Annotated in this window: 23 protein-coding genes; 8 read left to right on the forward strand and 15 right to left on the reverse strand. The window is 38.6% G+C overall.

Features of this window, described 5'->3' with window-relative positions; all coding sequences use genetic code 11:
• Nucleotides 1–137 precede the first annotated feature (137 nt).
• Complete coding sequence (gene nadK / locus ABEA36_RS09960) at nucleotides 138–1019, forward strand: NAD(+) kinase (RefSeq protein WP_345491684.1); 882 nt, start codon at nucleotides 138–140, stop codon at nucleotides 1017–1019.
• 484 nt (nucleotides 1020–1503) lie between these two features.
• Nucleotides 1504–1980 carry a helix-turn-helix domain-containing protein gene (locus ABEA36_RS09965; protein ID WP_345491688.1) on the forward strand — a complete coding sequence of 159 codons (477 nt, stop codon included), beginning with the start codon at nucleotides 1504–1506 and terminating at the stop codon, nucleotides 1978–1980.
• Between the two features lie 276 nt (nucleotides 1981–2256).
• Here the strand turns inward: ABEA36_RS09965 and ABEA36_RS09970 are convergent, their stop codons facing one another.
• The 11 genes from ABEA36_RS09970 to metC form a co-directional block, all read right to left on the reverse strand.
• Nucleotides 2257–3612 (reverse strand): uracil-xanthine permease family protein, encoded by a 1356-nt coding sequence (locus ABEA36_RS09970; RefSeq protein ID WP_345491690.1) that lies wholly within the window; start codon nucleotides 3610–3612, stop codon nucleotides 2257–2259.
• 201 nt (nucleotides 3613–3813) lie between these two features.
• Nucleotides 3814–4236 carry a F0F1 ATP synthase subunit epsilon gene (locus ABEA36_RS09975; protein WP_345491692.1) on the reverse strand — a complete coding sequence of 141 codons (423 nt, stop codon included), beginning with the start codon at nucleotides 4234–4236 and terminating at the stop codon, nucleotides 3814–3816.
• Nucleotides 4237–4262: 26 nt separating this feature from the next.
• Nucleotides 4263–5645: a F0F1 ATP synthase subunit beta gene (atpD, locus tag ABEA36_RS09980; protein WP_345491694.1), complete on the reverse strand. Its 1383-nt coding sequence runs from the start codon at nucleotides 5643–5645 to the stop codon at nucleotides 4263–4265.
• 69 nt (nucleotides 5646–5714) lie between these two features.
• The gene (gene atpG, locus ABEA36_RS09985; RefSeq protein ID WP_345491696.1) at nucleotides 5715–6584 is read right to left on the reverse strand and encodes a F0F1 ATP synthase subunit gamma; all 870 of its coding nucleotides are present in this window, start codon (nucleotides 6582–6584) and stop codon (nucleotides 5715–5717) included.
• A gap of 22 nt (nucleotides 6585–6606) precedes the next feature.
• Nucleotides 6607–8148, reverse strand: a complete 1542-nt coding sequence (gene atpA / locus ABEA36_RS09990) for a F0F1 ATP synthase subunit alpha (protein WP_345491698.1) — start codon at nucleotides 8146–8148, stop codon at nucleotides 6607–6609.
• An 11-nt stretch (nucleotides 8149–8159) separates the two neighbouring features.
• A complete protein-coding gene (gene atpH, locus ABEA36_RS09995; RefSeq protein WP_345491700.1) occupies nucleotides 8160–8693 on the reverse strand; it encodes a F0F1 ATP synthase subunit delta in 534 nt (177 codons plus the stop codon).
• 14 nt (nucleotides 8694–8707) lie between these two features.
• Entirely contained in the window at nucleotides 8708–9178 is a 471-nt protein-coding gene (gene atpF / locus ABEA36_RS10000) for a F0F1 ATP synthase subunit B (RefSeq protein WP_345491702.1), read from the reverse strand.
• 43 nt (nucleotides 9179–9221) lie between these two features.
• Entirely contained in the window at nucleotides 9222–9449 is a 228-nt protein-coding gene (gene atpE / locus ABEA36_RS10005; protein ID WP_425571923.1) for a F0F1 ATP synthase subunit C, read from the reverse strand.
• 39 nt (nucleotides 9450–9488) lie between these two features.
• A complete protein-coding gene (atpB, locus tag ABEA36_RS10010) occupies nucleotides 9489–10271 on the reverse strand; it encodes a F0F1 ATP synthase subunit A (protein ID WP_345491706.1) in 783 nt (260 codons plus the stop codon).
• Between the two features lie 325 nt (nucleotides 10272–10596).
• A complete protein-coding gene (gene tilS, locus ABEA36_RS10015) occupies nucleotides 10597–11907 on the reverse strand; it encodes a tRNA lysidine(34) synthetase TilS (protein WP_345491708.1) in 1311 nt (436 codons plus the stop codon).
• 4 nt (nucleotides 11908–11911) lie between these two features.
• A complete protein-coding gene (gene metC / locus ABEA36_RS10020; protein WP_345491710.1) occupies nucleotides 11912–13141 on the reverse strand; it encodes a cystathionine beta-lyase in 1230 nt (409 codons plus the stop codon).
• Nucleotides 13142–13265: 124 nt separating this feature from the next.
• Here metC and ABEA36_RS10025 point away from each other — a divergent pair, with 124 nt between their 5' ends.
• The gene (locus ABEA36_RS10025; protein WP_345491713.1) at nucleotides 13266–13907 is read left to right on the forward strand and encodes a 4'-phosphopantetheinyl transferase family protein; all 642 of its coding nucleotides are present in this window, start codon (nucleotides 13266–13268) and stop codon (nucleotides 13905–13907) included.
• Between the two features lie 70 nt (nucleotides 13908–13977).
• Here ABEA36_RS10025 and edd read toward each other — a convergent pair whose 3' ends face one another.
• From edd to ung, 4 genes are all read right to left on the reverse strand, one after another.
• Entirely contained in the window at nucleotides 13978–15783 is a 1806-nt protein-coding gene (edd, locus tag ABEA36_RS10030) for a phosphogluconate dehydratase (protein WP_345491715.1), read from the reverse strand.
• Nucleotides 15784–15844: 61 nt separating this feature from the next.
• Nucleotides 15845–16411 carry a gluconokinase, GntK/IdnK-type gene (locus tag ABEA36_RS10035; RefSeq protein ID WP_425571924.1) on the reverse strand — a complete coding sequence of 189 codons (567 nt, stop codon included), beginning with the start codon at nucleotides 16409–16411 and terminating at the stop codon, nucleotides 15845–15847.
• A 123-nt stretch (nucleotides 16412–16534) separates the two neighbouring features.
• Complete coding sequence (gene gntR, locus ABEA36_RS10040) at nucleotides 16535–17533, reverse strand: gluconate operon transcriptional repressor GntR (RefSeq protein ID WP_345491718.1); 999 nt, start codon at nucleotides 17531–17533, stop codon at nucleotides 16535–16537.
• 1 nt (nucleotide 17534) lies between these two features.
• Nucleotides 17535–18224, reverse strand: coding sequence for a uracil-DNA glycosylase (gene ung, locus ABEA36_RS10045; protein WP_345491720.1), 690 nt, complete (start codon nucleotides 18222–18224; stop codon nucleotides 17535–17537).
• A 377-nt stretch (nucleotides 18225–18601) separates the two neighbouring features.
• On the opposite strand from ung, the gene grcA reads away from it, so the two are divergent.
• The 5 genes from grcA to ABEA36_RS10070 all read left to right on the forward strand — a co-directional run bounded on the left by grcA (nucleotide 18602) and on the right by ABEA36_RS10070 (nucleotide 21711).
• Entirely contained in the window at nucleotides 18602–18985 is a 384-nt protein-coding gene (grcA, locus tag ABEA36_RS10050) for an autonomous glycyl radical cofactor GrcA (RefSeq protein ID WP_345491722.1), read from the forward strand.
• A 350-nt stretch (nucleotides 18986–19335) separates the two neighbouring features.
• Entirely contained in the window at nucleotides 19336–20070 is a 735-nt protein-coding gene (locus tag ABEA36_RS10055; protein ID WP_345491724.1) for a GntR family transcriptional regulator, read from the forward strand.
• Between the two features lie 9 nt (nucleotides 20071–20079).
• Nucleotides 20080–20928, forward strand: coding sequence for a class II aldolase (locus ABEA36_RS10060; protein ID WP_345491727.1), 849 nt, complete (start codon nucleotides 20080–20082; stop codon nucleotides 20926–20928).
• A gap of 19 nt (nucleotides 20929–20947) precedes the next feature.
• Nucleotides 20948–21406: a PTS sugar transporter subunit IIA gene (locus ABEA36_RS10065; protein WP_345491729.1), complete on the forward strand. Its 459-nt coding sequence runs from the start codon at nucleotides 20948–20950 to the stop codon at nucleotides 21404–21406.
• A gap of 17 nt (nucleotides 21407–21423) precedes the next feature.
• Nucleotides 21424–21711, forward strand: coding sequence for a PTS sugar transporter subunit IIB (locus ABEA36_RS10070; protein ID WP_345491731.1), 288 nt, complete (start codon nucleotides 21424–21426; stop codon nucleotides 21709–21711).
• Nucleotides 21712–21713: the final 2 nt, after the last annotated feature.

Consider the following 21713-nt stretch of genomic DNA (forward strand, 5'->3'; position numbering starts at 1 on the left):
AAAAATACTTTTTATTTAAGGTGCTATTTATTTAAGGTATTATGGGGATAAAATTTGGGATTACAAGCGCATATCATAAAACCAATGCAAGAAAACGATTTTATTATTTAAAATCAAAAAATTAAAAGGACTATTTTATGAACACACTATTTAATTGTATCGGATTAATTGGTGTACCTAGGCAACCTGAAGCGCTCGCAACTCACGAGATGCTGTATCATTGGCTAACTAAAAATAACTATCGCGTATTAGTTGAAGACAAATTAATGAATCAACTTTCACTCGACGTTAAACATTATGCAAGTCTTGATGAAATTGGTGAACAAGCTCAACTTGCGATCGTGGTTGGCGGTGATGGTAATATGTTAAGAGCAGCGCGCTATTTATCACACTATAATATTAAAATTATTGGCATTAATCGCGGTAATTTAGGTTTTCTAACCGATATTACCCCCGACAAAGCCGTTGCCAGCTTATCTGAAGTGTTAGCGGGTGAGTATCTCGATGACTCTCGCTTCTTACTTGAAGTCACGTTGTATAACAAACAAGGCGAGAGCACAATCTCAAGTTTTGCGGTTAATGAAATCGTTGTCCATCCAAGCCAAGTCGCACATATGATAGAGTATGAGGCTTATATTAACGATAAAAAAGCCTTCGCACAGCGTGCTGATGGCGTTATTATTTCCACGCCAACCGGTTCGACCGCTTATTCATTATCAGCTGGTGGCCCCATTATTACACCAGAACTTGATGCTTTTATTATTACGCCAATGTTCCCACACTCACTATCAGCAAGGCCCTTGGTAATTAAAAGTGATAATATCATTAAAATTAAATTCCCTCACGCCACAGAGAATTTACAAATTGCCTGCGATAGCCAGATCATTCTAGCTGTGCAGCCGACAGATGAGATTCAAATTAAGCGTGCACCTTACGAATTTAACTTGATTCATGCCGCAAACTATAATTACTTTAGAACCTTATCAACCAAACTGGGTTGGTCAAAGAAACTTTACTAACAATAAAGTGAATTTTCGGACGTTTTAACCATTAGTAAATGCAAATAAAATGGTTCTAATATCTAAGTTAAAGGCATGCGAACCTGACGAATCTCCACGACACTCTTGTGGATGGTTTAATATTTGAGATTAACTCGCTAATTGCTATTTTTTTCACCTTAAAAGAGCTGTGAAATATATCGTTTTGGGTGCTTGGTCGACCGAGTGTTTCCAACAAAAACCGCCAATTCCCTGTTCCACTCTGCGTGGTGAGGTATGTCTGCACTTTTTAACCTTCACTTGTAGTCGGTTATTTTGATAGTTTATTTCATAAATAATAATAATTTTTTATAATCATTCTAACTTTAAAATTTCCTCTTTTTTCTATTAACTTACTAGTCTTAAGATTGTCGTATCATTGTCATATTTATGTCACTATGGTGTCGTTGACATGAAATTTCAGCGCTGAAATAATAATTCTAAATTTATTTAGAGGAGATTTATTATGGAAAATAAAGTTAAAAAATTGAGATTAGAAAGAGCGTGGTCTCAAGAACAATTAGCTCAGTTATCATCGCTAAGTGTTAGAACTATTCAGCGAGTTGAAAATAATGAAGTTCCAAGTTTAGAGACGCTTAGTGCATTAGCTTCCGTGTTTAATGTTAGTGTATCTGATCTTGTTTCTGAACCAATAATCGAAAGTAATGAACTAGATAATCGAATAGATGAAGCTAGAAAACAAGTAAAAGATGAAATTAAGTTATTAAAAAAAATCATAGTTGCCATTATTGTGTGTTCAATAATGTATATTATTAATTATATATATTCACCTCACCTCAATTGGCCGATTTGGGTCATAACCATTTGGGGTGGAATTCTATTTATAAGATCATTGAAACTATTTCTTTTGGATAAAATTTTCTTCAAATGGCAAAAGAATAGATTAATTTCATTAGCGAAAAAAAATGGAACCATTTTATGAAAATGAACACTTGCAATGCCATCAGCATATAGATGAACCTAAAAACCATAAACCCGTCAAATATACGCCCTACGCACCACGCGTAGTGGAACGAGGGAGCCCGAGGGATTTCGTTCAAAATCCTTCGGGTTGCCTGAGCACCACATCGAATATACTCCACGACTACAATAGAGGCAAAACACCTAGCATGCTATAACATAGAAATGGATAGGCTACACTAATACTCAACACCAATGTTAATTAGGTCAAATCATAGCCCAAACATATATAAAAAACTTAATCTTTCTTATCTTCTGGGAAAATAAAGTTAAGCACAATCGCCGTTAAACCACCGGCGGCAATGCCCGATGAAAAGAGCGATTTAATCCAATCTGGCATAAATTGGAAAATCTGCGGTTGTTGTGAAACCCCCAGACCAATACCGAGTGATAATGCAATAATCATAATTGCACGGCGATTAAGTGTAATGCGTGACACAATTCTTACCCCAGAAGCGGCAATCGTACCAAACATTACTAACGTTGCACCACCCAGAACCGGTTCAGGAATGTGTTGGACAAAACCACTCACTTGTGGGAAAAGGCCGAGTAATACTAACATGGCGGCGACAAAATAACCGACATAGCGACTCGCTACACCCGTTAATTGAATGACGCCATTATTTTGACCAAAACACGAGTTCGGGAAAGTATTAAACACGGCAGAAACAAATGAATTAAAACCATTTGCTAATACACCACCTTTTAAACGTTTCATGTAAACGGGCCCTGAAACCGGTTGTTCTGATACATCAGAGGTTGCCGTAATATCACCAATTGTTTCAAGCGAGGTAATTAAAAAGACTAAAATAAAAGGCAGTAACAAGCCCCAATCAATATTCAACCCATAATAAAGTGGCATTGGGATCATGATAAAGCTCGACGTTGTCGATTCTGTTGTTTGTGGAAGCAGATCAAGCCACCAAGCTAATCCATAGCCAATCGCCATTGCAATTACTAATGAAGACAAACGCAAGTATGCATTTTTTTGGATATTAAGTAAAATAATCACTAATAGCACAACACCGGCTAGCAGTAAGTTAATCGGCGCACCGAACGTGTTATTCGCCATTGCGGCAAAACCACCACCTACCGAGGTTAAACCAACTTGGATAAGCGATAACCCAATAATCATTACCACAATCCCGGAAACTAACGGCGTGATAATTCTTTGCGCTAAATGCAGTACGCGCGATAAGATCATTTCGGTCAATGAGCCCAGCATTAATGTACCAAATAGGGTTGCCATCATCACGTCGACACTAGCACCACCATTTTTTAAGGTAAGCCCACCTGCAATAACTGGCGCAACGAAGTTAAAGCTGGTTCCTTGAATAGAGAGTAAGCCGGAACCAACCGGTCCCCAGGCACGGATTTGGATTAAAGATGCAACACCCGATGCAAATAACGACATACTTATAATATGTTGAGTATCTTCCGCTGGTAACCCTAAACTTTGACAGATGATCAAAGCTGGCGTGATAACGGCAACAAACATAGCAAGTAAGTGCTGTAATGCGGCAAAAAGTGTTTGTGGTAAAGGTGGACGATCTTCTAATCGATAGATTAATTCAGTTTTAGTTGAGGTTGACATAAAATAAAAGAGACGCTGATTTAACAGGCAACGAATTATAAATATTTTCTTGATAATTAGCTACTTTTTTTATCCTAATCGCTGACAAAAAATCAAAAACACTGCAATAATCGACTTAATTTATGATCGCCATACATCAAAACAACATAAAAAAATAGCCGATATATCACTCAGATATACCGACTATTATTAGATAGGGAATTAGCGACTACGACGGGTTAAATCAATAACACGTAATTTTGCTAATGCCTTAGACAGTTCAGCTGAAGCTTGAGCATAAGTCATATCAGCACTTGGATTATTGATATGTTCTTGCGCTTGCCTTACCGCATCTTGCGCTTTAGCTTCATCAAGATCTTCACCTCGAATTGCGGTATCAGCCAAAATAGTTACCATGGTCGGTTGCACTTCTAAAATGCCACCCGATAAATAGATAAACTCTTCTTCCCCATCAGCTTTAACAATACCCACCATACCGGGTTTAATTGTGGTTAGCAGTGGAGTATGACCAGGATAAATCCCCAGTTCACCTTCACCACCTGTTACTCTGATTCGCTGAACATCACCTGAAAACAAGTGAGATTCAGCACTAACAACTTCTAATTGATAGGAAGTTAGTGCCATAATACTATCTCCGCTCTATTCATCTCTTATAGAGACTTCGCTTTCTCAATCACTTCGTCAATTGAACCGACCATGTAGAATGCTTGTTCAGGAAGATGATCGTAATCACCATTCATAATGCCTTTAAATGCACTAATGGTATCTTTCAATGAAACGTATTTACCCGGTGAACCGGTAAAGACTTCCGCAACGAAGAACGGTTGAGATAAGAAACGTTGAATTTTACGTGCACGAGCGACGGTTAATTTATCGTCTTCTGATAACTCATCCATACCAAGAATCGCAATGATGTCTTTTAGTTCTTGATAACGTTGTAAAATAGATTGAACACCACGCGCACAATCATAATGTTCTTGACCAACAACTAATGGATCTAATTGACGACTGGTTGAGTCAAGTGGATCAACCGCTGGATAAATACCTAAAGAGGCAATCTGACGGCTTAATACGATTGTTGCATCTAAGTGAGCAAACGTTGTCGCTGGTGATGGATCCGTTAAGTCATCGGCAGGAACATACACCGCTTGGATTGACGTGATTGAACCCGTTTTGGTTGATGTAATACGCTCTTGCAGTTGTCCCATCTCTTCAGCAAGGGTCGGTTGATAACCTACCGCCGATGGCATACGACCTAAAAGTGCAGATACTTCGGTACCCGCTAAGGTATAACGATAAATATTATCGATAAACAATAACACGTCTTTACCTTCATCACGGAATTTTTCAGCAATGGTTAAACCGGTTAGAGCAACACGTAAACGGTTCCCTGGTGGCTCATTCATCTGACCATAAACCAGTGATACTTTATCAAGTACGTTAGACTCACGCATCTCATGATAGAAGTCATTACCTTCACGTGTTCGTTCACCCACACCCGTAAATACCGAGTAACCTGAGTGCTCAATCGCGATATTACGAATTAGCTCCATCATGTTTACGGTTTTACCAACACCAGCACCACCGAATAAACCGACTTTACCCCCTTTAGCAAATGGACAAATCAAGTCGATGACTTTGATTCCCGTTTCTAAAAGTTCTGTTGAGTTAGCTAAATCTTCATAACTTGGTGCACTACGGTGAATACCCCAACGTTCTTTTTCGTTGATTGGGCCAGCTTTATCAACTGGATCACCCAGTACGTTCATGATACGACCCAGTGTTTCTGTACCAACGGGTACTTCAATACCGTGACCGCTATTCACTACGTTCAAACCACGTCTTAGACCATCAGTCGATCCCATGGCAATACAACAAACGACACCGCCACCCAATTGTTGTTGAACTTCCAGAACAAGTTTTTCACCGCCAGTTTCCACATCTAATGCGTCATAAATATTAGGTACCGCATCTTCCGGGAATTCGACATCAACTACGGCGCCGATAATCTGGACAATCTTTCCAGTAGCCATCTTTAATCCTCTATGTCTTATATCTCAATATAATCTGTTAAATATCACTGTATTCAACATGACTTAACGTTAACCTGAAACTGCTGCAGCACCCGATACAATATCAATCAACTCGTTGGTGATTGCGCCTTGACGAGCTTTGTTATACACAATTTGTAAATCTTTAATCAGATTTGCACCATTGTCGGTTGCCGCTTTCATCGCTACCATTCGTGCAGCCTGTTCGCTCGCTAAGTTTTCAACAACAGCTTGATAAACTTGTGATTCAATATAACGACGTAACATCACATCTAATAATGAACTGGCATCGGGCTCATAAATATAGTCCCATGTTTTCGCTTTAAGTTCTTCATCATCTGCGGGTTCAAGCGGTATAAGCTGCTGTATAGTTGGTTTTTGTGACATCGTGTTAATAAACTTGTTTGTCACAATGTATAAGCGATCAATTTTACCGTCATCATACGCTTTTAACATCGTTTTAACTGGCCCAATCAAATTTGAGAGAGTCGGTTCATCACCCATTCCGGTGACTTGTGTTAAAATATTGGCTTTCATTGAAGTGAAAAATGATACGCCCCTTGAACCAATCAAAGCAAGATCTGACTCAACGCCTTTCTCTTGCCATTTTGTCATATCAGCAAGTACTGTCTTAAATAAGTTAATATTTAAGCCACCGCACAAACCACGATCCGTTGAAATGATCAGGTAGCCAACACGTTTCACATCCCTATCTTCAAGATAGGAATGTTTAACGCCAGAATTAGCTAACGCTAAATGCCCAATTACGTTACGAATTAACTCCGCATAAGGACGACTTGCTGCCATTCTATCTTGCGTTTTACGCATTTTAGAGTTGGCAACCATTTCCATCGCTTTCGTAATCTTTTGTGTACTTTGAATACTTGCGATCTTCGTTCTTATCTCTTTTGCATTAGCCATTTAATTTACCTCTGCCTGATAATTACCAAGTTTGTGTTGATTTAAAGCTTTCAAGCATCTCTTTTAGCTTATTCTCAACGTCATCATTGTAATTACCTGTTTTAGCAAGCTCTGCCATAAAATCAGTATACTGACTATGTGCATAAGAAAGTAATGCCGCTTCAAAAGGGAGGACTTTTGCAAGTTCAACGTCTTCTAAATACCCACGTTCTGCAGCAAATAACACAACAGCTTGTTCAGCGACTGTCATTGGCGCATATTGTTTTTGTTTTAAAAGCTCGGTAACCTTTTCACCATGGCTTAACTGATTACGTGTTGCTTCATCAAGATCTGAGGCAAACTGAGAGAACGCAGCTAATTCACGATACTGTGCAAGCGCAGTACGAATACCACCCGATAATTTTTTCATCACTTTGGTCTGAGCCGCACCACCTACACGCGATACCGAAATACCCGGGTTAACCGCTGGACGAATACCAGAGTTAAATAAGTTTGTCTCTAAGAAAATCTGACCATCAGTGATCGAAATTACGTTAGTAGGTACGAATGCTGATACGTCACCAGCTTGTGTTTCAATAATCGGTAATGCCGTTAATGAACCGGTTTTACCTTTTACTGCACCTTTCGTGAATTCTTCAACATAATCCGCATTAACACGTGCTGCACGTTCAAGTAAACGTGAATGTAAATAGAATACGTCACCAGGATACGCTTCACGCCCAGGTGGACGACGTAATAATAATGAAATTTGACGGTATGCTACGGCTTGTTTTGATAAATCATCATAAACCACTAGCGCATCTTGACCACGGTCACGGAAATATTCACCCATCGCACAACCAGCGTAAGGCGCAAGATATTGTAATGCTGCTGACTCAGAAGCAGATGCAACAACCACGATAGTATTTTTTAATGCGCCATGCTCTTCAAGTTTACGCACGACGTTAGCAATCGTTGATTGCTTTTGACCGATCGCCACATAAATACACTTAACACCAGAATCGCGTTGATTGATGATAGCATCAACCGCTAATGCCGTTTTACCCGTTTGACGGTCACCGATGATTAATTCTCGTTGACCACGCCCAATTGGAATCATTGAGTCAACGGCTTTATAACCTGTTTGTAAAGCCTGATCAACAGATTGACGCTCGATTACACCAGGTGCAACCATTTCAACAGGTGAGAAACCATCATGTTGAAGTGTGCCTTTACCATCAATAGGTTCACCTAGCGTGTTGATAACGCGGCCTAATAAGCCTTCACCAACCGGAACCTGTAAAATACGACCTGTACATTGAACTTTCATACCTTCAGCAAGATCTTCATATGGTCCCATTACCACTGCACCCACTGAGTCACGCTCTAAGTTAAGTGCCATTGCGTAACGGTTACCGGGTAGTGCAATCATTTCGCCTTGCATTACTTCGGTTAATCCATGAATACGAAGAATACCATCACTGACTGATATAATTGTTCCTTCATTGTGAGCTTCGCTCACGACATTGAACTGAGCAATTCGCTCTTTAATTAGTTCACTTATTTCAGTTGAATTTAGATGCATTATCAGTCCCCTTAAGACTGTAGCGCGTCACTTAAACGATTAAGGCGCCCTCTAATACTACTATCAATAACCATATCACCCGAACGAATAATAAAACCAGAAATAATTGATTGATCAATATGACATTTTAGTTTTACTTTTCGAGATAAACGTTGTTCGACTGCTGCTGTAATTTTATCAAGTTGTGAATCGGTTAATGGTGCAGCTGAAATCACATCAACATCAGCCACAGATTCTCTTTCTAAACGATATTGCATAAAAAGACTTAATACGTCAGGCAGTAAAGCTAAACGCTTATTTTCTGCCATCACTTTAATAAAATTAGTACGATATTCATCAAGTACTTCTTTACAGATACTGATGAATAAATTGGCAACTGAAGCTGGCTTCATGTCAGAGGTCAAAACACTTTGAATTTGTTGATCCTCACTAACATGTGATGCTAAAACAAGCATCTTATGCCATGCTTCAATGCTGTCTCGTTCTACAGCAAAATCAAACGCAGCTTTAGCATAAGGGCGAGCAATTGTAATCAAGTCTGCCATTGCTCAATCTCCTCTTATAGTTCAGCTACAAGTTTGTCAATAATGTCGCTATTTGCAGCTTCATTAACAGAACGTTCAATAATTTTTTCTGCACCAGCAATTGCAAGCAACGCAACTTGTTGCTTCAATTCTTCACGAGCACGCTTACGTTCAGCTTCTACCTCAGCAAGACCTTGCGCGACAATACGTTCTTTTTCGCGGTTAGCTTCTTGCCCGGCTTCTTCAATAATCGTCGCTTTACGTTTATTCGCTTGCTCGATAATTGCATTTGCCTCAGCCTTAGCCTGTTGCATAATTTCAGATGTATTTGCTTTGGCTAATTCCAAATCTTTTTTTGCTGCTTCTGCAGAGTTTAAACCGTCAGCTATCTCTTTTTGGCGTTTTTCAATCGCACGAATAACCGGTGGCCATACAAACTTCATACAGAACCAAACAAACAATACAAATGTAATTGCTTGGCCGAGGAGTGTTGCATTCATATTCATGAGACAATTCCTCTTATATTTTTCATATACAATAAATTAATTATTAACCAGCAACAGCGAAAATAACATACAGTGCAATACCAACACTAATCATTGGAATCGCATCAACAAGTCCCATAACAATGAAGAACTGCGTACGTAACATTGGCATTAATTCTGGTTGACGAGCAGCACCTTCTAAAAATTTACCACCCAAAATACCGATGCCAATTGCACCACCGATTGCAGCTAAGCCCATCATTATGCCTGCAGCTATAAATAACATATCCATCATATTACTCCAGTTAATATTAAAAAAAATAAGTGTTTACTAGTGATCTTCCGTTGCCGACGCCATTGATAAATAGACGATCGTCAACACCATAAAAATAAATGCTTGTAATGTGATAATCAAAATATGGAAAATTGCCCACGGTAGTGACAAGATCCATTGTGACCACCAAGGAATTAACGCCGCGATTAAGATAAAAATTAACTCACCCGCATACATATTTCCAAATAGTCGTAGACCTAATGAAATCGGTTTAGCCAGTAAGCTCACCATTTCTAGGACAAAGTTGATCGGTGCAAACGCCCAATGATTAAAAGGATGTAACGTATACTCTTTAATGAAGCCTTTTACACCTTTATATTTGAACGTATAGATGATAATCAGTAAAAACACACCTAATGACATCGACATGGTTATACTAACATCCGCTGTTGGCACCACACGCAAGTAAGGAATACCGGCTTGTTGAGCTGCATAAGGCAGGAAATCAACTGGAATAAGGTCCATTAAGTTCATTAAAAAGACCCACATAAATACAGTTAATGCCAACGGTGCGATCAATTTGTTTTGCCCGCTAAACATATCTTTAACGGTACTATCTACAAATCCAAAGATCAGTTCAACTGCACATTGCAATTTGCCGGGTACACCACTGGTTGCTCTACGGGCAACACGATGGAAAATAAATAAAAATATCACACCTAGCAAAATTGAGAAGAATAATGAGTCGATATTAAGCGTCCAAAATCCTTCACCTATTTGTAGGTTATGCAGATGGTGCCGAATATACTCTTGTGGTGAATCTGGAGAGGAGACTGCCATATTACCTCTTACCTTTTTTATTAAAAATAAAAAAATATTGCTTATACCTTTAATCATTAACAATAATGAAAGGAATAAACAATCGCTTTAATAATTAGAGCCTGTTATTTTAAACCCATTTACCTATATCAAGTCAACCATTGATTAACAAAAATCTCAATTAACACACAAATTATCAAATTGCTCTATCGTTTGACTTAATACAATGCGTAATCTTATTCTGAATACACGAGAAATGCATTAACTAATTCGATGAATTAGTCTAAATATTAAGCAAAAATCATAATTAATTTTGATGCACTAAATTGGCGCAAAAAAGGGGGGCTTAACACAATGAAAACCCGAGATCATGACCTTGACCTTGCTCAGTCACAAACACATTTACGGCAGTGATCAGCTGTTCATTATAAAATACCAATGGAATGCGAGAACGCATCCAAGGTGCTATACCAAATTCTTGCCACAGTTTTTTGATTTGTCGAGAACCTTGCCGTCCAACAATATGATAATTGCCTTTAGCATAAAAACGTATCGATACCACCTCATCATGCAGGGGTAAGCGGCAATTGCTATTTGTCTTAGTCACCGTCAATAACCCTAATCCATCGGGAAGGGGTAAAGGGGGTTCTAAATGCCAGTTGAGCACGACCGGTAATAAATCCTGATATTGTGGCAATAAATAGAGTCGATTTTGATAACGGCGAATTTGTTGATCATGTAAAATAAACTGTGGATTACTATCGTCTTTAGCCATAATCACCGTTTGCCAAATTACCGCTAACTGTTTACGACTTGGCATAATGGCGTTATGTTCTTTAAACCACATCCGCAACACTGCATTACGTTTAGCCGCAGACATCATATAAAGCGGTTCAAGTAATAGGCTTTTTTGGTGATCAATCAGAGCCATAAATGTCGGTTGTAATAATTCATCAAGCAATTGCTGCTGCTCATTACACAGCTCAGCACTGCGTGCAACCATCTGGTTAAAATGTGGCCAACGTTGACTAATAATTGGTAACACATTGAGACGCAAAAAGTTACGATCATAATAATCATCTTGGTTACTTTCATCTTCAACCCAACATAAATGATATGCACTGGCATAATGCTCAATTTGCTGACGACTAACTGTTAATAGAGGGCGTATATGATAGTGGCGATGTGTTAATATCACTTCTGGCATGGCCGATAATCCCATCGGACCGCTACCTCGCTTCAAGGCTAACAAGAAGGTTTCACACTGATCATCAAGATGCTGCGCAGTACATAACACAGAATTAGCATGCAAATGTTTGGATATCGCTTGATAACGCGCCTCTCTGGCTTGCTGTTCGATATTACCCGCGTCTAATGCTAATATGACATGCTCAATGATGCAGGGCACTTGCCACTGAGCACACTGTTGCTGACAATGGGTTGCCCATTGATCTGCATGTTGACTAATCCCATGATGGATATAAATAGCGCGTATTTTTAAATCAGCTAAATGCTGTTGTTGAATACAGACTAACGCATGCAGTAACACGGATGAATCAATGCCACCACTGTAAGCGACCAATATATCACGGTGATCACCGATTTTGGTTAATACCGTGTTATGCAGGTGTTGTGTCAATAATAAAGAGTCGTTCATACGATTAAATTAATGATTGTAGCGCTTTCATCTTATTTTTATTCAGGTTAATGCGCTCAAGACCCGCTTCAAGATCCGCAATTAAATCATCGGCGTCTTCTAACCCAATATGCAACCGAATCAAGGTTCCTTCAAAATTGACGCCACTGACAGGTCGAATTTGTGCAATCTCTTCAGGTTGGTGAGCAAGAATGAGTGATTCAAACCCTCCCCAAGAATATGCCATCGAAAATAAACTAAACTCATCTAAAAAGTCAGCAAGTTGTGCTTCCGACAGACGTTCTTTAAGAATAAAAGAGAACAAACCACTGTAACCAACAAAATCTCGTCTAAAAAATTGATAACCTTTACAACTTGATAGAGCAGGGTGATTAACACGTTCAACGTTTGGATGTTTAGCAAGCCACTTGGCGACTTTTAAACTGCTTTTTTGATGCTGCATTAGACGTACACCTAATGTGCGAAGGCCACGCGCGGTCACGTATGCTGTATCAGCATCGCACATTTGCCCCATCAAATAAGAACGCTCACGTAATTGAGCCCAGCACCGTTCATTTGCCACAGCAGTACCAATCATCGCATCAGAATGACCGACAAGGTATTTGGTTCCCGCTTGAATTGAAATATCAATATCAAATTCTAACGCTTTAAATAATACTCCCGCACTCCAAGTATTATCTATCATAATCACAATGTCTGGATTTATTTCTCGCGCCGCTTTAACGATTGAAGGGATGTCGTGCACCTCCATCGTAATTGAGCTAGGCGCTTCTAAAAAGAGGACTTTGGTATTAGGTCGAATGTATTTTGTAATATAGCGACCGATCAATGCTGGAAAATAACTGCTTTCGACGCCAAGATCGTTTAAAACATGATTGGCAAATTCCTGTGTTGGTTCATATGCCCCTTCAGAAATTAAGACATGATCACCCGTTTTAACAAATGCTAAAATTGCATTCGTTACCGCAGCTGCTCCGCACGGATAAAGATAACAACCAGCACCACCTTCAAGTTCGCACATCGCATCTTGCAATGAAAAATGCGTTAACGTCCCGCGGCGACCATAAAATAATGCGCCTTGCGTGCGATTTTTTGCCGCTTCCTTTTTATCATCAACCGTATCAAATACTAATGAAGATGCGCGCTGAATCACACTATTGACTGAACCTTGTGTATAACGTTTTTTGCGGCCAGCACTAATTAACTTTGTTTGTATCGCTTTAGGAAATTTCATGATTACTTCCCGACAATTGATGGCTAAAAATAATATTGATAAGCATAACATGTTTTAAAACAACTCACCAAAATCCTGTTAGAATAGTCAAAATTTCTTATACGCTATATACAATAAAGTCACGATGAGCAAAAATTTTGTTTTTATTCAGTCTGCTAACTTAGATGATTTACCCCTAGCGTCGATGCTCAGTTCGCCGTTACTGTCAGAACAAGTTAGAACACAAGCGGCGCGTTTAAGTGGCGTAAGGCAAACACAGTTTGTTGCTTGCCGTTATTTGCTCGCGGAAATCTTAAATCATTACTTTGATATTAGCTATTTACCCAATATTGTTATCGGTAATAATCAGCGTCCGCAATTTGATAAAGCAAATTTGCCGGATTTTAATATTAGTCATAGTCATAACTATGTTGCTGTTGGGGTTTCGAGCCAAGGTCGACTTGGGCTGGATATTGAGTTCAAACGTACACGCAAAAACTTTATGGCGATAGCCAAACAGTTTTTTTCAGCGCAAGAAAATCAGTGGCTTAATGAGCAAGCCGATCCGCTTGATGCCTTTTGGCAATTATGGACGTTACGCGAATCGGCACTAAAACTTTATGCCAAAGGTGTATGGCAAATGAAAGAGATGCAAATTGAAATGCCTAAGCAGCGAATTACTGCCGAATTTGCCGAGGCGTTTTATGCCCATCACCAAACCGTTGGGGCAATCTGTTTATCTGTCTGTAGTAATCAACCGATTGATATACTGGAAATTAATCAATGATTTTCGTTATTTTTTTATCATAACCTATCATTATAGTGTAAAAAGGGCAAAAATGCCCCTTTCAATGGGCTTAAAAACTGACAGCCCCTTCTTCAGCAGAGGTTAAATTCTCACGAATCACACTGAATAATTCACGACCAAACCCTTGATGAGATTCTGTCAAATCGAGGGTAGAAGGTATTCTGGTTGCTAGTTGTTGTGACTCGACCAACAACGTCATTTCACCTGTTTGCCCATTGACACGAATCATATCACCGTTTTGGACTTTATTGAGTAATCCACCACAGTATGCCTCTGGTGTAACGTGAATCGCGGCTGGCACTTTACCGGAAGCGCCGGATAAACGCCCATCCGTTAATAAAGCCACGCGATAACCCCGATCTTGTAAAACCCCTAACGGTGTAATTAATTTATGCAATTCCGGCATACCTATCGCTTTTGGGCCTTGAAAGCGAACAACCACCACACAATCTTTATTCAAATTACCCGCTTTAAACTCGGCATCGAGATCATATTGACTGTCAAATACCACTGCTGGCGCTTCAATAATTTGATGATCCAAATCAATTGCCGATGTTTTCATAACTGCACGGCCTAAATTACCACTCATTACTTTTAAACCGCCATGCGAGCTAAAGGGTTTATCAATCGATGCAATCACGTCAAAATCTAATGATTGCGCAGGACCTTCACGATAAATCAATTGGCCATTATCTAAAATAGGCTCTTTCGTGTATCGGCTAAGACCTCGCCCCACAACGGTCTCAACATCTTCATGAAGTAAACCGCCGGCAAGGAGTTCGCGCACAAGTACAGACGTGCCACCGGCTGCTTGAAAGTAATTGATATCTGCGGGGCCATTCGGATAAATTTTACACAACAAAGGTACCACTGTTGATAAATCGGAAATATCATCCCAATTAATAATAATCCCAGCCGCTTTAGCCATCGCCACAATATGCATAGTTAAATTGGTTGAGCCTCCTGTGGCTAACAGTGCGACTAAGCCATTAACAATCACGCGTTCATCCACCATTTTACCAACAGGCATAAAGTTGCCAGATTGCTCGGTTAAACGCGTAATTTGTTTTGCTGCAGCATTGGTTAACTCAAAACGCAGTGTGGTTTCCGGATGGACAAAAGCCGCTCCTGGTAAATGTAATCCCATTAATTCAATTACCATCTGGTTACTGTTTGCTGTGCCATAAAAAGTACAGGTTCCACTGGTATGATAAGACGCCGATTCCGACTCAAGTAAATCTTCACGGCTGGCTTTACCTTCTGAATACAACTGACGAATACGAACCTTTTCTTTATTTGGCAACCCCGATGGCATTGGCCCTGCAGGAATAAAAATAGCAGGTAAATGACCAAATGCCATCGCCCCCACAAATAACCCTGGTACGATTTTATCGCAAATACCTAAATATAAAGCACCATCAAACATATTATGCGAAAGCGCAACCGCCACCGACATAGCAATCACATCACGACTCATTAATGAGATTTCCATGCCCGGTTCACCTTGTGTTACACCATCACACATGGCTGGCACGCCACCAGCCATCTGACCAACAGCACCCCATTCACGCAGCACCTTGGTGATTTGCTGTGGATAAAACGCATAAGGACGATGAGCTGATAGCATATCGTTATATGAATTAATGATCCCGATATTGCTTTTTAAAATATTTTTTAAATCATTTTTATCACTACTACAGCATGCTGCAAAACCGTGTGCTAAATTACTACATGGTAAACTTGCTCGAGTCACCTTATGTGACATTGCTTGCTCAATCTTTAAAAGATAAGCGCGTCGGCTTGTTCGAGATCGTTCAATAATTCGCTGGGTTACAGCCTGTACTATCGGATTCATTTTTTTAGCTCTTTGATGTTATATCATCTGATGTTAAACATGGGACTTAACGCACAATGTGCTAGCATTCACATACTTGGCAAATAATCGCTTTGGTGTCTGCAACAACCTTATCTAATGGCTGCTCAATATTGACAATAAAAATATCTTTTTCATCAGCTGAGGGTTCTTCTAACGTATCAAACTGTGATTGCAACATACCGGTTTTTTGATAATGCCCCTGACGTTTTTTCAGCCTTTCTTCAATCACTTCAAAACGACCTTTTAAATAAATAAAATGCACATTATCGTTATCACCACGAATGATATCGCGGTATTGATGTTTTAAAGATGAACAGATAATAATTGAAATCGAATTGACATTACTCATTGCAAAAGCCGCATCACTGATCAGTTTAAGCCAAGGCATACGATCTTGGTCATTAAGTGGCACGCCGCTGCGCATTTTTAAAATATTGGCTTTGGGATGCAAAAAATCACCATCTAAAGAAACTGCGTCCAAATCATACGATACTTGTTTAGCCACAGCTGATTTACCAGAGCCTGAGACACCCATTAATATAAAGACTTGCTTTTTTTTATCTTTCACAATCACACCCTCTATAAACTGTAATGTTACGGGTAACATTTTCATGCATTATAAGACTGTAATTCAACATCGAAAAGTGAAATTTGTGATCTATATCATATTTTATTTTGAGAGAAAAAAGGCGACAGCACGAAAACCCTGATAAAAACAGGGTTAATTCATTTAAAGGCTTTCACCATCTAAATATTGTACGGGTAATTCGACCATCTTATGCTCAACATCTTCACCCGTTAAGCGTTTTAATAATAACTCAGCCGCTGTTTTACCAATCTCAATACGAGGGGTTAAAATAGACGCCAATTGTGGCGATATTGCTTGGCCGACATCATGACCATGGAAGCCCACAATGGCAAGCTGTTTAGGAACGTTAATGTTTAAACGTTGACACTCAAAAAGAACACCTAATGCCAAGTCATCATTGGTACTAAATACACCATCAATTTGCGGATACTCACTGAGTGCACGTTGCAAAAGCTTAGCCCCCAGTGAATATGATGAGGCTTCTTTTGTTGCAACAGTATGGGGTTTTAATCCAGCCTCAAGCATGGCTTCTTCGTACGCTTTTTGACGGATAATACTACGGTCATCTTGTCTTGCGCTAAAATAAGCAGTATGTTTACGGCCTTTTTTAATCATACGCTTAATCATCGTTTTGGTAACCGCAAAGTTATCAATCCCGACAGCCATATCAATACATGGCGTTACGCTATCCATAATTTCAACCACTGGAATATCCGCGATTTCCAGCATTTTTAGTGTTGCAGCATTATGGGAACGTTCGGTTAAAATGACCCCATCAACATTGTAAGATAATAATGAACGCAAGCGCATCTCTTCTTTATCTGCGCTATAACCGGTATGTGCAATCATGGTTTGATAACCATGCGCATCGGTGATCATCTCAATTCCTTTTAACACATCAGCAAATACTTGGTTAGTCAGTGAAGGTAATACCACACCGATCGCATGACTTTTAGCATTTGATAACATGTCTGGCGCTTTATTCGGGATATACCCGAGTTCATCAATGACAGCTTTAATTTTATGTTGTAAAGGTTCTGAGACTAAACTGGCATCACGTAAAAAACGACTTACCGTCATCTTGCTCACACCTGCAAGATTAGCAATTTCAATCAAACCAGAACGGCGTTTTTTAGTCATGTTAAGCATTCTCTTGCGGTAAACGAGGTTGCCAATCGATTGGTGTTTTACCTTGTTGTTCAATGAATTGATTTGCTTTTGAAAAATGCTGACAGCCAAAAAATCCCCGATGAGCAGATAGCGGTGATGGATGCACTGCTGTCAGTACATGGTGCTTATTACGATCAATAAATTGACCTTTCTTTTGCGCAGGAGAACCCCACAATAAAAAAACCACACCGGTTAAATTATCGTTAATAGCGGCTATTACATGATCAGTAAAGGTTTCCCAACCAATTTTTGCATGAGAATGAGCTTGCCCAGCTTCAACAGTTAATACATTATTGAGCATTAACACACCTTGTTCTGCCCAATACGCTAAATAACCGTGTTTTGGAATTTGAAAACCCGCGATATCGGTAGCCAGTTCTTTATACATGTTTTGTAGCGATGGTGGGGTTTTTATACCGGGTAAAACTGAAAATGATAGGCCATGTGCTTGATGAGGCCCATGATAAGGATCTTGGCCTAAGATCACGACTTTAATATCGGCAAATGGCGTAAAACGAAATGCATTGAATACATCTTGTTGCGGTGGATAGACTGTTTTTCCACTATTACGCGCTGTCGCGACATAGTGCATGATATGTTTAAAATAATCTTTTTCTTTTTCGGCACCAATTACATCATGCCAAGTTAATTGTTCTGCCATAAGCTGCCTACATTTTGTTTTTAATGATATTTATGCGCTGCGCCTTATTGGTAATTATACCGAAAAATGTTAATAAGCCTAATTGTTATAATAAGATTCACCAAATAAGTCTTTTTTAACCTTATTTTGGGGTCCATTTGCTTAAGTTTTCTGCTTTAATTATTGCTATTTTAGGACTTTGGTAACCCATTTTGATCACGCAATCTGATTTAGCTCACATCATATTAAAAATAACCTTTTGATTATTAATAATTTTATAAGAAAGGAAAAAATTATCAAATTAATAGCTTTTTTTGATTTAAATCAATTTTTAGAAGTGCTATATTAACCATAAATTTATTAGGGCAATTCATTAAGCTCAGTAGGAGGGTTTAAAAATGATTACAGGTATCCAAATCACTAAAGCAGACAATAATGCGCTTCTTAATTCTTTCTGGTTATTAGACGATGAAACAAATGAAGCTCGTTGTGTTGCAGCTAAATCTGTGTATAAAGAAGATCAAATTGTTTCAACACAAGACCTTGGTCAATTCGAATATCGTGAAATTCCTTTAGATGTTGCACCAACAGTTAAAGTTGAAGGTGGCCAACATTTGAATGTTAACGTATTACGTCGTGAAACATTAGAAGATGCAGTTAAAAACCCAGAAAACTATCCACAATTAACCATTCGTGTTTCTGGTTATGCGGTTCGTTTTAACTCATTAACACCGGAACAACAACGTGATGTGATTTCTCGTACATTCACAACCAATATGTAATCATTATTGGCATGAAAAGAACCCGGTTTATACCGGGTTTTTTATTGGCTACCTAAGCTTAATTAAAACACAGTTTTAATGTATCAGTATCCATGTCTTCTTTGTTTTATAGATAAATATCAAAATGATAGCTTATTTTTGGAAGCCTTTCACACCATCAAAACACCGATCACTCACTCACCTTTTTCTTTACATCATTTGTTTAAAATTTGATTATAATGAATTTGTCACTGTGTACTGTGTACAAAAATGTGATTAAGTTCTCATTTTAATAAAATTAAGGTTGTCTATAGTTGTACATATACAACTATGGTTGTATATTTAATCTAACTCAAAATTAAGGATCATCAATGAACATTAATAAATTCTCCAGTACCCCTTTATATGTACAAGTAAAAGAGTGGATCAGGGATCAAATTTATCGAAATGATCTAAAATCAGGCGATAGAATCCCGTCTGAAAATGAAATTATGAAAGTTCTGTCCGTCAGCCGCGGTACGGTACGCAAAGCCGTTGATTTACTCATAAAAGAATCGGTACTTGAACAAATTCAAGGCAAAGGAACCTATGTTAAAAAAGAGAATATTTCATATCAATTAGGCTACGGTTTACAGTCATTTGCCGAATCACTTGAAATGCAAAACGTTAATTTCGTGACCGAAGTGATCACCAAACGTATTGAAAAATCCAATGAATATATCAGCAGTAAGCTACAAATCCCGACTAATTCCGATATTTTTTATATGGAACGTGTTCGTAGTGTTAACGGTGAAAAAATTATGTTTATTGAAAACCGAATTAATTTAGCCCTTTTCCCACAAGTTGTGGATATTGATTTCAATAAATACAGTCTTTTTAGTGAATTAGAAAGCATTACGCATCAAAAAATCAAATATTCAGAGTGTCGTTATTCTGCCCGTATTGTCGGCAAAGAACGCGCTCAAATGCTTGATATTAGTGAAACATCCCCCGTACTACATTTAGAACAAACCGTTTATTTAGACAATGATCTAGCAGTTGAATTTGGTAACGTTTGGTTAAAATCAAATGTTAATTACTTAGGTACAACACTCAGGCGAACATAGGAGACATCTATGGCATTAGTAAATGGATACACACTTTTAAATGAAATAAAAAAACGAAAAGTTTTAGCTGGTGCATTTAATACCGCTAATTTAGAAACCTCACTGGGTATACTTGATGCAATTGAAGAAAGCGGTATTCCGAGCATGGTTCAAATCGCACCAACAAATATTGTATTATCAGGATATAAATACATTGTCGATATGGTAAGAAATCGTGCAAGCACAATGCAAACACCATTTTGTTTACATCTTGATCATGGCAAAACTTTTGAAGATGTAAAACAAGCCGTTGAAGCAGGTTTTACCTCTATCATGTTTGATGCATCCCATTTACCTTTTGCTGAGAATATCCGTAAAACTAAAGAAATCGTCGACTTTTGTGGTGGCTATAATATTCCAGTTGAAGCTGAACTTGGCGCTATAACCGGTAAAGAAGACGGTGAAGTTAACGAAGCCGATAGTAAAACTAACCCCGATCAAGTTATCGAATTTGTTGAAAAAACTGGATGTGCAACACTTGCAGTATCGGTTGGTAACGTACATGGTTTTGAAGAACAACCTAAAATTGATTTTGAACTCTTAAAAAAATTATCAGATATCTCCCCTGTTCCTTTAGTCATTCATGGCGGTTCGGGTATTGATGATGAAGTCTTGAAAAAAATCAGCCAATACAATGTTGTAAAACTCAACATTGGTGGCGATCTTAGACGAGCCTATATCACCTCTATCGGGAAACAATACGTCGCAAATAACAACGAATACAATTTAATTAAGGTGCTATTAAAAGCTAAAGCCGATGTTCATAGCGTAGTTTATAAAAAAATTATCGCAATGAATGTATTAAACCTACAAAAATAACGTTAAATAGGTGGCAACCATGCAAATAGCAAACTTAGATGAAAATAATATTTTCTTAGATTGTCCTTATTCAGATCGTGATGAAATGTTTAGCTATGTCAGCAAAACATTACTCAAACAAGATGCTGTAACAAATGACTATCTGGGCAAAGTTATTGCTCGAGAAGATAACCACCCAACCGGATTTAAACTCAGAACAATCAATGTTGCAATGCCACATGTTGATCCTGAGTTTGTGAAAAAAAATGGTTTATTCGTGGTAACCAGTCGACAAGGTATTGTATTTAAAAATGCAGAAACAGACGAGCCGTTGGCGGTAAACATTGTTTTTGGATTACTGCTTAAAGAAGCAGATACCCACTTAACGTTCCTCATGAAGTTAGCGTCATCTTTCCAAGATGAGCCACTTTTAAGCCAAATACTCAACAGCAAAAGTACATTGGAAGTTAAGCAATTGTTAGGGAAAATTTTAATATAAAACAAGGGAGAAGAATAATGAAAAAGAGAATTATTTTTGCTTGTACTAGTGGTATCGCAACCTCAACCATTGCGACAGAAAAAGTTAAAAACTATTGTGCAGAACACGGCATTGAAGTCGAAAATATTCAATCCGATGTTGCGACCGTACAATCTCAAGATGGTATGGCTGACTTAATTATTGTCACTTCCAAAGTCAGTTATCAATTAGAAAAAACCCCTATTATCAACGGTGTTCCTTTAATCACCACTATTGGCGAAGAAGACCTATTGGAAAAAATCGTTAGTATTTTAAAAGGAAACTAAGC

The sequence above is a fragment of the Orbus sasakiae genome (assembly GCF_039542345.1).
Classification (GTDB): Bacteria; Pseudomonadota; Gammaproteobacteria; order Enterobacterales; family Orbaceae; genus Orbus; species Orbus sasakiae.